Annotated in this window: 8 protein-coding genes; 2 read left to right on the forward strand and 6 right to left on the reverse strand. The window is 42.0% G+C overall.

Annotated features, from left to right (window positions below):
* Positions 1 to 280: 280 nt before the first annotated feature.
* From NBH14_RS28305 to NBH14_RS28320, 4 genes are all read right to left on the reverse strand, one after another.
* Positions 281 to 1,591 carry a UDP-glucose dehydrogenase family protein gene (locus NBH14_RS28305; RefSeq protein ID WP_186961760.1) on the reverse strand — a complete coding sequence of 437 codons (1,311 nt, stop codon included), beginning with the start codon at positions 1,589 to 1,591 and terminating at the stop codon, positions 281 to 283.
* 370 nt (positions 1,592 to 1,961) lie between these two features.
* Positions 1,962 to 2,195, reverse strand: a complete 234-nt coding sequence (locus tag NBH14_RS28310) for a hypothetical protein (RefSeq protein ID WP_010802837.1) — start codon at positions 2,193 to 2,195, stop codon at positions 1,962 to 1,964.
* A gap of 53 nt (positions 2,196 to 2,248) precedes the next feature.
* Positions 2,249 to 3,343, reverse strand: coding sequence for an MraY family glycosyltransferase (locus tag NBH14_RS28315; protein ID WP_186961761.1), 1,095 nt, complete (start codon positions 3,341 to 3,343; stop codon positions 2,249 to 2,251).
* A gap of 736 nt (positions 3,344 to 4,079) precedes the next feature.
* Entirely contained in the window at positions 4,080 to 5,750 is a 1,671-nt protein-coding gene (locus tag NBH14_RS28320; RefSeq protein WP_186961762.1) for a hypothetical protein, read from the reverse strand.
* 313 nt (positions 5,751 to 6,063) lie between these two features.
* Between NBH14_RS28320 and NBH14_RS28325 the strand changes: the two genes are divergently transcribed.
* On the forward strand, positions 6,064 to 7,359 hold the full coding sequence (locus NBH14_RS28325; protein WP_032581699.1) for a site-specific integrase: 1,296 nt from the start codon (positions 6,064 to 6,066) through the stop codon (positions 7,357 to 7,359).
* Positions 7,360 to 7,452: 93 nt separating this feature from the next.
* On the opposite strand, the gene NBH14_RS28330 is transcribed toward NBH14_RS28325, so the two are convergent.
* Both NBH14_RS28330 and NBH14_RS28335 read right to left on the reverse strand, forming a co-directional pair.
* Positions 7,453 to 7,770, reverse strand: a complete 318-nt coding sequence (locus tag NBH14_RS28330; RefSeq protein WP_005858007.1) for a helix-turn-helix domain-containing protein — start codon at positions 7,768 to 7,770, stop codon at positions 7,453 to 7,455.
* A gap of 1 nt (position 7,771) precedes the next feature.
* On the reverse strand, positions 7,772 to 8,065 hold the full coding sequence (locus tag NBH14_RS28335; protein ID WP_008629224.1) for a helix-turn-helix domain-containing protein: 294 nt from the start codon (positions 8,063 to 8,065) through the stop codon (positions 7,772 to 7,774).
* A 242-nt stretch (positions 8,066 to 8,307) separates the two neighbouring features.
* Here NBH14_RS28335 and NBH14_RS28340 point away from each other — a divergent pair, with 242 nt between their 5' ends.
* Positions 8,308 to 8,664, forward strand: coding sequence for a hypothetical protein (locus NBH14_RS28340; protein WP_005858004.1), 357 nt, complete (start codon positions 8,308 to 8,310; stop codon positions 8,662 to 8,664).
* The last annotated feature ends 352 nt before the right edge of the window (positions 8,665 to 9,016 follow it).

A 9,016-nucleotide genomic window follows, 5' to 3' on the forward strand; every position in this document is an offset into this window, starting at 1 on the left:
CTTTCAGCTGTTCAATAGCCTTGTTCTTGATACTCTCGAAATCAAATTCTTCTTTCATAAAAAAAACTGTGTTAGCAAAGTTAATACTTTATTCCTTGCTGACACAGTTTAATTTACATCCTCTATTAAACCAGAATATTTGGCTATAGCAATATATAAAAAGCCAGAGATCAATTGCTTATAAAAATTTTGCATAAATACTTTACATTCTCAACTATCAAAACTTCTAAAGTCCATTAGTTATGAACTTTAGAGTGTAAAGAAGTGGAATATTCATTCTTTATCCTATTCTTGAATATACAAAATACTCATTCTCCATTTCTTCTTGATCATAAATATTCCTGCCATCAACAATCACATTTCCCCGCATCAATCTCTTTATACACTTCCAACTAGGTAAACGAAACTGTTTCCATTCAGTAATAAGCGATAAAGCATCTGCATCAACTACTACATCATACATATCTTTTGCATATTCCACCTGATTTCCTATTCGACGTTTACATTCATCCATAGCGATCGGATCGTATACCTTTACTATCGCTCCGGCTTTTATCAGTTTATCAATAACCACTAATGCAGGAGCTTCACGCATGTCATCCGTATCCGGTTTAAATGCCAATCCCCAGATAGCAACGATCTTGCCTTTCAGGTCATTATTGAAGAGTTTGTTTACTTTTTCAAAAACAATACTTTTCTGAGTTTCATTCACTTCTTCTACAGCTTCTATAACACGCATCGTATAACCATTCTCTTTTCCGGTATATAGCAATGCTTTCACATCTTTTGGAAAACAACTGCCACCATAACCACAGCCGGCATACAAAAAATGCTTTCCGATCCGGGTATCACTACCAATACCTTTACGAACACATTCCACATCAGCACCAACCCTTTCACACAGGTTAGCGATATCATTCATAAAGCTGATACGGGTAGCCAGCATAGCATTCGCTGCATATTTCGTCATCTCCGCAGAAGGAATATCCATGAATAAAATAGGATAACCATTCAATACAAAAGGCCTGTATAAACGTTCCATCAGTTTACGGGCATGGTCGCTTTCAATACCAACAACCACCCGGTCAGGTGCCATAAAATCCTTGATGGCTGCTCCTTCTTTCAGAAACTCAGGATTGGATGCCACGTCAAAGGGAATAGTAACTCCACGCTTATCCAGTTCTTCCTGAATGACAGCTTTTACTTTTTGAGCCGTTCCGACCGGAACAGTACTCTTGGTTACAAGCAGCGTATATTTATTAATAGAACGTCCTACAGTGCGTGCTACATCCAGGACATATCTCAGATCGGCACTTCCATCTTCATCCGGAGGAGTTCCGACAGCACTGAAAACAATAGATACATTATCCAGGCAAGCGGTCAGATCAGTCGTAAAATGTAAACGACCGGCTTCCACATTCTTCAGGACCAGGCTTTCCAAACCGGGTTCATAGATAGGCATTACACCTCCCTGCAAAGCTTTTATCTTTGCTTCATTTATGTCCACACAGGTGACATCTACTCCCATTTCTGAGAAGCAGGTTCCCGTGACCAGGCCTACATAGCCTGTTCCTACAATTGCTATATTCATTATTGTTTGATTACAAAGGGAATATCAGGAATTGATATTCCTTGGAAAACTTATTTATATAATCGTAAATAGTCTGCTATCACTTTACGTATACGGTCAGAGGACTGGTTGGAGTTTGCTATCGACAAAAGGTATATTGTCTCCTTATAGATCAAATAGTAAATTATATTTTGCTTACAAATCAGATAACGAACCTCTAAAGTTTCAGTAGAAAATATATCATCATGAATACCCAAGTTAGGAAACTTAGTTAAGGTTTCAATATATCCCATTATATCAGTATATACACGTTGGGATACACGGCTTCCAAAATCAGTCTCTACATATTCTAATATAGAGAAAAGTCCTTCGGTAGCAAAAGATGACCAAACTATTTCCATCCCATTCGAGCCTTCACTAATTCATCTATCTGGTTATGGGATATGACCAATCCTTTATCGAAATCAGAAACCGCTTTGGATATGGCACTTCTAAACATATCTTCAGAAACAATATCCAGATACGTGCCCCGCAAGTCAGCAGAAACATAAGCAGCAGAAGGTTCCTCCAACTTCGAAGAGTGAATATTTTCTTTTGATTTATATGGATGCGATTGTTTTGCCATTTCGTTATTGATTTTTTACAAAACTATATAAATAAACCATTAAAATCAAAATATCACCTCTTTATTTTTATTGATTTATTCAACCAGCCTATCAATACAGACCATAACAGAATATCCAGAAAAAGAATCAGGTTGTTATTGATCGTATTAATCAGTGCCATATTCAGGACGCAAAAGACACAAGCCAGTCCTAAGATGCATACCACTGCTTTTTTACATGTCAGACCTGCATCCAAGCATTTATGATGAATATGATTCCGGTCGGCGATAAACAATGGTTTATGATTTCGGGCACGGATCAACATGACGCGGAAAACATCGAAAGCCGGTACTATCAACGGGGCAAAAGCGACAATGATCGCTCCTTCGAAATAAGGATGTATCTGCGGATTGACTGTTGCATAAGAGATCGTAAGAAATGCCAGCATATAACCTAATGTCAAACTGCCGGTATCGCCCATAAAGATCTTCGTACAACGGTCCGCCTTCCCAAAGACGTTATAATAGAAAAAAGGGAGTAATGTACCCAATGCCGAAAAAGCGAACATGGCATATACCCACTGACTATAATAAAAATATAAAATTCCCAAAACACTCAGGGCGATAATACTTAACCCGGAAGCCAGACCATCGATGCCGTCAATCAGATTGATGGCGTTGATGATAAAGACCGTTATTAATATCGTGAGGGGAATTCCTATATACGGACTCAATTCGTGGATACCTGCCAGCCCGTATAAGTTATTGATCCATAATCCCGCTAGAGGGAACATGGAGGCGGCTAGGATTTGTATAAAGAATTTTGTCCGATAACGTAGTCCGACCAGATCGTCTTTTATACCGGATAAATACAATAACGTGAGACCACAGATCAGGAAGAAAAATTCGGGAATGATAAAATGGAGCCTGTTTTCGGCTATTTCGAAGCCGATCAGGTAACGTAATCCGGTCACAAAAGAGAGTGAAAACAAGATTGTAGGAACAAATGAAATACCACCTAAACGGGGAATTATTCCGTCGTGAACTTTTCGTTCATTGGGTATATCAAATAGTTTTTTTCGATAAGCGACAACCAGGATACGCGGAATTATCAGGGCTGAAAGCAATATAGATAAGACTAAAGACAGGGTTGTCAATAAATAAGCCATCAATTAATACTAGTTTTTTGATATGACAAGGTTCGTCAGTCACATAAAGTGTACTTACGAACAGGATGACTAGCTAAAACGATCGTTTTTTCTAGTCATCATATTGTCCGATTTTACTATGATTAAAAAAAATGTTGAAGTATTGAATTTCAAATAATAATTGAAATTTCTTGTTTGTTATATATTTTTTTTGCTTACTTTTGCGCTGACTAAAAAAAACGATCGTTTTTTCTAGTCAGTACCAATTATACATAAATATCTAGTATACTGTATATTAATATACATTTCAAGTCATATACTTTATATGAATAAAGTCATTTTTCAATCAAAACACAAAACATTAATTCCATACAATAAGTAAAGCAAGAATACACTGTTTTTTATAAGTAATTAAAAAGATGAGATTTCCAGAAATAGGTTTAGTTTCATAAGGAGAGTGGACGTTCCGATGATGGCAAACTTCAAAAAGAGAGGTTATATACTTCTGAAAAATATGATTGAGATGTCTAATCGAAGGAAAAAGGTTTTGATTTATTCAACTTGCAGTAAGCAAGATTTTATATATTCTTCTATTTCATGCGCTGTATTGAACACTGTCCGTCTGATCATTTGTCCATCCGGCAAAATAATTTCAATAGTCGAAATTGATTTTGCCATTTCTATTATGGTATCAACATGTAGATAACATTTATATATCTCCTTTACAGTGTTCCAACTCAAGTAGTATAGGTTGTTGCTAACTGGAAGGAAGTTGTTGCGATTCCAATATTCCTTTTATAAAACTGTCAAGTGTATAACCTTTTAGCTTGGAAGATAATTCGCGTAAGAAATTCGGGGGTATTTCTGTGTTACTATCCAGAGGTATTATTGGATCGGAGTGCTTTTCTAGATAATCATTCAATGTTTCAAGGGACATACCAACCGTAGCTAACGAATTAATTATCAAACCCCTGACTTCATTTTCTTTCCCAATCATTTTTCCAAAATTTAATAAGGCCCTATAATGATATTCGTAGCGTGGAATCAACATCGCTTGGGCTTCTGATAAGCCTAAAGCTTCACAGAGCAATCCTTCTCCTCCGGAAAGGACAATACTGTTAGATGTCATTTTAGTTAAAAAGTGTTGTAGCACTCCAGGATCTAAAGTTTCGATGCAGCATATGTTCTCGCTAGGTTCTTCACCAATGTCGGAAACTCCTAACAATATTAACTTTTGGGGACCGGAAATCTTGCTGACAAAATCAAGAATGGTATCAATATTTGGTCTATATTTTCCATTATCAGCTCGCCGAATATTTATCAAAGCATAATCTTCAGTGAATTTATTATTATTCATGTATTCATCCAATTGTATATTAATAAATTCTAACAACCCAGTAGGAATATTTGTCTGTTTACATTCTGTCGAAGGGCGATTGGGCAACATTAGTCCGGCACTTCTTTCAGGGGTAAGTAGTGTCGTATAACTTGATTCTTTATTTGAGTCTGAGTTTACATAATATTCAAAAGTATGAATTTTCCCCATTTCTGAAATTACAGTAAATTGTGGACTGGCATAGAAATCTTGCATGGTTTCCAAATCGGGGATAGAGCAATGTATTTCCCAATTGCTCTCATTGAAGGGAAGAGTTTCTATTTTCTTTCTTGCACCATAAGCCGGATAGAATAGCTGTCTGGATACATCTTTACTACAGATTATTTGATTCGCTAGAAAATTATCAGGCATTTGTTTAAAATCAGTTATAAAATTGCTGATTTTATAATCCCCTGTATCATCATAAATTTTTTTGATAAATTCTATAATTTCAGCATCATCATATTGGCGTAATTCATTTATCATGTATTCTACTTCTACATCAGAAGGATCTGAAGCAGTTACATCTGTGTGATTATAACAATTACAAAAAATATAATCAAAAATATGTTCTGCAGAATAGAAATACTGATTTACTTTTTGCACATCTCGAAAATTATAATTATCTCTCATTATACGTTCCTTTTTACCTGCTGCTTCATCGTCATTATCTAATGTTGCTATTTTCACAATATTTGTAATTTTGAGTGGATCTTTATGTCGTTCTAGAACCTGTTCTAGATTATTGATCATTGCCATATCGCCGAAACCGTCAGATGCTATATGTCCATATAGATAAATATCCTCTTTCTCTTCTTTTTTGCTCATATTTATAATAAACTGATCCAGTGGAACTCTTTGGATCACCTTTTCGGGAGAGAGTTGCGAAAAAACTTGCTTTGGACAGGTTTCCCTTTGTATTAAATTGGTCAAATTATGTTGATGTAAAAAGTTCGCTCTATTATCCATCAAATTATATTTCTGATATCTATCTACTTTCTCGAAAGTATTAGATCTGCGTATTTGCTCGGCTGTCTGTTTTTCTTCATACATGATATCCTACTATTTATATGATTTCTACAAAAATACTTTTTAAAAGAAAAAATCGGCATAAGGCGCAAAGAAAAGCAAAGTTCTACATAAATAAATGCAGGTCAGCATCTTGTATGCAGAGCGGGTGGAAGCAGGCTTCGGCATAAAAAGCCTGAAAACACCCCTTTCGGACAAAGTTCGGCTACTAAACAGCTACCGGTTCCGAAACGGGGTATATACGGCATAACAAGTTCTGTTTCATCGCTTTGCCTTGTTTTGCATAGCTCTTGGTAAGAAATAAGTAACTACCTTTAGAAACGAAAATTTTAGAGTTATGGAAACAAAGAGAAGTACGTTTGCGACCTCGTTCTACATCAAGAGATCCGCAGTGAGAAACCGGGACGGGAAAGCCCCCATCATGGTGAAAATCTCCGTTGACGGGGATGACAAGGCAGTGGGAACCAAGCTGTTCGTCACTCCCGACCTCTGGGAGAACGGCAAGGCGAAAGGCAAGTCCGCAGAGGCAAACGAGATAAACGGGCAACTGAAGGAGGTCTCCGCCCGGCTCACCAACCACTACCACCGCATCCTCCGGGAAGAGGATTTCGTCACCGCCGAGAAGCTGCGCAACGCCTTCCTCGGTGTCGGCGTGATGGAGAACTGCATACTGAAAGACTTCGAGAATATGAACAAGGAGTTCGGGGCGATGGTGGAGAAAGGGCAGCGAGCCAAGTCCACCTACAACAAGTATCTGGCTGTTTACAACCATTTCAAGACCTTCCTTTGGGAGAAGAAGAAGCGCACCGACATGGCTTACAAGGAGCTGACCAAGGAGATCATCGCCGATTTCGACAAGTACCTGCGGGTGGAGAAGGGATTGAGCGCCAACACCCTCTGGATATACACCATGCCCCTGCTCAGCCTGACCGACAAGGCGTGGCGGCGTGGAATCGTCCGCACCGACCCCTTCGGCGAGTACAGCCTTGAGATGCAGGAGACCGATCGGGGCTATCTCACGGAGGAGGAGTTGCGTACCTTGGCTAACGCCGTGTTCGTCAAGAAACAGACCAGCCTCGTGCGGGACATGTTCCTCTTCGGGTGTTTCACCGGGCTTAGCTACATTGACATAAAGACGCTCACCCATGACAAGATACAGCGCATGGACTTCGACGGCGAGGAATGGATCATCACCCGGCGCACCAAGACCCGTGTGTCGAGCAACGTCCCCCTCATGGAGATTGCCAAGGAGCTGATAGAACGTTACAAAGGGCTTGCCGGAGGCGACCTCGTGTTTCCCATGCCCAGCAACAGCGTGTGCAACAGGCACCTCAAACAGATAGCCAAAGCCTGCGGCATCCACAAGGAGATCGGCTTCCACCTAAGCCGCCACACCTTCGCCACGACCGTCTATCTCTGCAACGGAGGCACCATCGAGGCGCTCTCCAAGATACTCGGGCACAAGCACATTTCCACGACCCAGATCTACGCCGAGGTGACCAACAGGATGGTAAGCTCCGATTTCCGGGCGATCTCCGGCAACCTCGCCGCCATGCAGCGGAGCGTGCTGGAGAAGAAGGACAGGAAACAGGACGGGAAGCGGGTGCGCCGCTCCCTCCGGGAAACGGCTTGACGCCTTCCCCCGGTGCAGAATGCGGCAAAGGCAGGAACTTCCGATGCGGTGTCCCTGCCTTTGCTGCATTTCCCGATGCACACCCCCGTGCGTTTATGTTGGACTTTTCCCCCGTTTGCGCTTTGGGCGCATGTCCACGTAGTTCTCCTCCAGCATACGCAGCAGATCCGACTGGCGGTAGAGCGTCTTGCCCGGCAGCGATATGTACGGGATCAGCCGCTGCGTGCGGTAGTCCTGCAACGTTCTCGGCGTGATGTGCAGCAGCCTGCACACGTCCTCGCCCGTGAGATAGACCTCGCCGTTCATCGCCGGGCGGAAGTGCGCCGTTACCGTGTCAAGGTACCTCATGCCTTCCTCCAGTGCCTCGAAGTACGCCCGTACCTCTTCCGTGTCCCTTGTGATCACTTCCATCTCACTCGTCCTCCGTCATTTCCCGGCTCATGGCTTCCACGAACGCCTCCACGTCCTCCGTCCGGTAGTAAATCTTGTGGTTGATCTGGCTGTACGGCAGCAGCCCCCGGTCACGGTAGGTCTGCAATGTCCGCTTGCTGATGCCCAGTTTCTCGCACACGTCCGCCCCGTCCATCCAGTTCATCTTTTCGGGCGGTCGGTAGCGGGCGCAAAGCTCCCTCACGTGCTGCGAGAAGCTGCCGAACCGTTCCTTCATCTCCTCGAAGGTCTTTCTCTCGATGCTTACTATTTCCATTGTCCCGATACGTTTTTATTGTTATACTTCCCTGCAAATATACCGGTCTGTATATGTCCGTGTATCAAAACCGTACCGCTTGTCCTCGTTTTGCTTCACGTTTGTAGCCTTGTCACGTTCCGGGCGGTGAAAAGCAGGGAGAAGCTCTACATATCCGCACGCCCTTCCGCATATTTCCCGTCTCTTCCGCTTGCCGTGTGCCGGACATTTCGCATATTTGTAACCGACCAAACATCATCACTATGGACGAGGCTGTCTTTATCGCGCAATACACCTTCCTTGCCACTCCTGCGGTCATCGAGGAGGAGAGCCGCATCTTGGGCAAGATCGCACGCCGCCTGCGTTGCGAGTACGTCATCCGTTTCGAGGACGACGGCAAGTTCTATTTCCTGCTGGAAACCCGTTCCGGCTACGAGGAGCATTTCGCCCGGTGCGGCTGGTACGTCGTCAGCCAGACCGACTTCAACAGCCGCCTGACCATCGGCATGGGCTTGTACGAGAGCGGGAACTTGGCGGGCTTCATGTACAGGCTTGATTCCGGCAGCTGTATCCGGGCGATTCAGGAGAACAGGCATCGTGCCGCTTGGATTATAAATTAAGCGTTATTTATTCCTAAATATCAGCACTTTCTGAAATTTTGGCTTTGCATCCGTCACGCTTTTAGTCCTTAAAAGCTATCTGCTGTTGTCCGGTGTCTGTCTGCCAACATCTTGGGTTCAGATGTTCGCATTATTTTTGGATTATGCAAATCGTTGAAAATAAACATTTTAAGGTTATTGCAAGGTGCAAGCTATATATAAATATATACTTGTACCTTGCACTAAATTTTATCTTGTCCTAGAAAAACTTTACAGATTTATTACTTTGTCCTATCTTAGCTTGACATTATCAGGAATTGAGTGTTTTAGTCCTGCTATGCCTTTACACTTCGGATCAAAGATAGGAACTTCT

The organism is Parabacteroides caecihominis, from assembly GCF_023656785.1.
Lineage (GTDB): Bacteria > Bacteroidota > Bacteroidia > Bacteroidales > Tannerellaceae > Parabacteroides > Parabacteroides segnis.

Excerpts from the sequence above, each read along its gene's own strand:
- NBH14_RS28330 (WP_005858007.1), bottom strand. The coding sequence starts at position 7,770 with ATGGAAGTGATCACAAGGGACACGGAAGAGGTACGGGCGTACTTCGAG.
- NBH14_RS28315 (WP_186961761.1), bottom strand. The coding sequence starts at position 3,343 with ATGGCTTATTTATTGACAACCCTGTCTTTAGTCTTATCTATATTGCTT.
- NBH14_RS28305 (WP_186961760.1), bottom strand. The coding sequence starts at position 1,591 with ATGAATATAGCAATTGTAGGAACAGGCTATGTAGGCCTGGTCACGGGA.
- NBH14_RS28340 (WP_005858004.1), top strand. The coding sequence starts at position 8,308 with ATGGACGAGGCTGTCTTTATCGCGCAATACACCTTCCTTGCCACTCCT.
- NBH14_RS28320 (WP_186961762.1), bottom strand. The coding sequence starts at position 5,750 with ATGTATGAAGAAAAACAGACAGCCGAGCAAATACGCAGATCTAATACT.
- NBH14_RS28335 (WP_008629224.1), bottom strand. The coding sequence starts at position 8,065 with ATGGAAATAGTAAGCATCGAGAGAAAGACCTTCGAGGAGATGAAGGAA.
- NBH14_RS28310 (WP_010802837.1), bottom strand. The coding sequence starts at position 2,195 with ATGGCAAAACAATCGCATCCATATAAATCAAAAGAAAATATTCACTCT.
- NBH14_RS28325 (WP_032581699.1), top strand. The coding sequence starts at position 6,064 with ATGGAAACAAAGAGAAGTACGTTTGCGACCTCGTTCTACATCAAGAGA.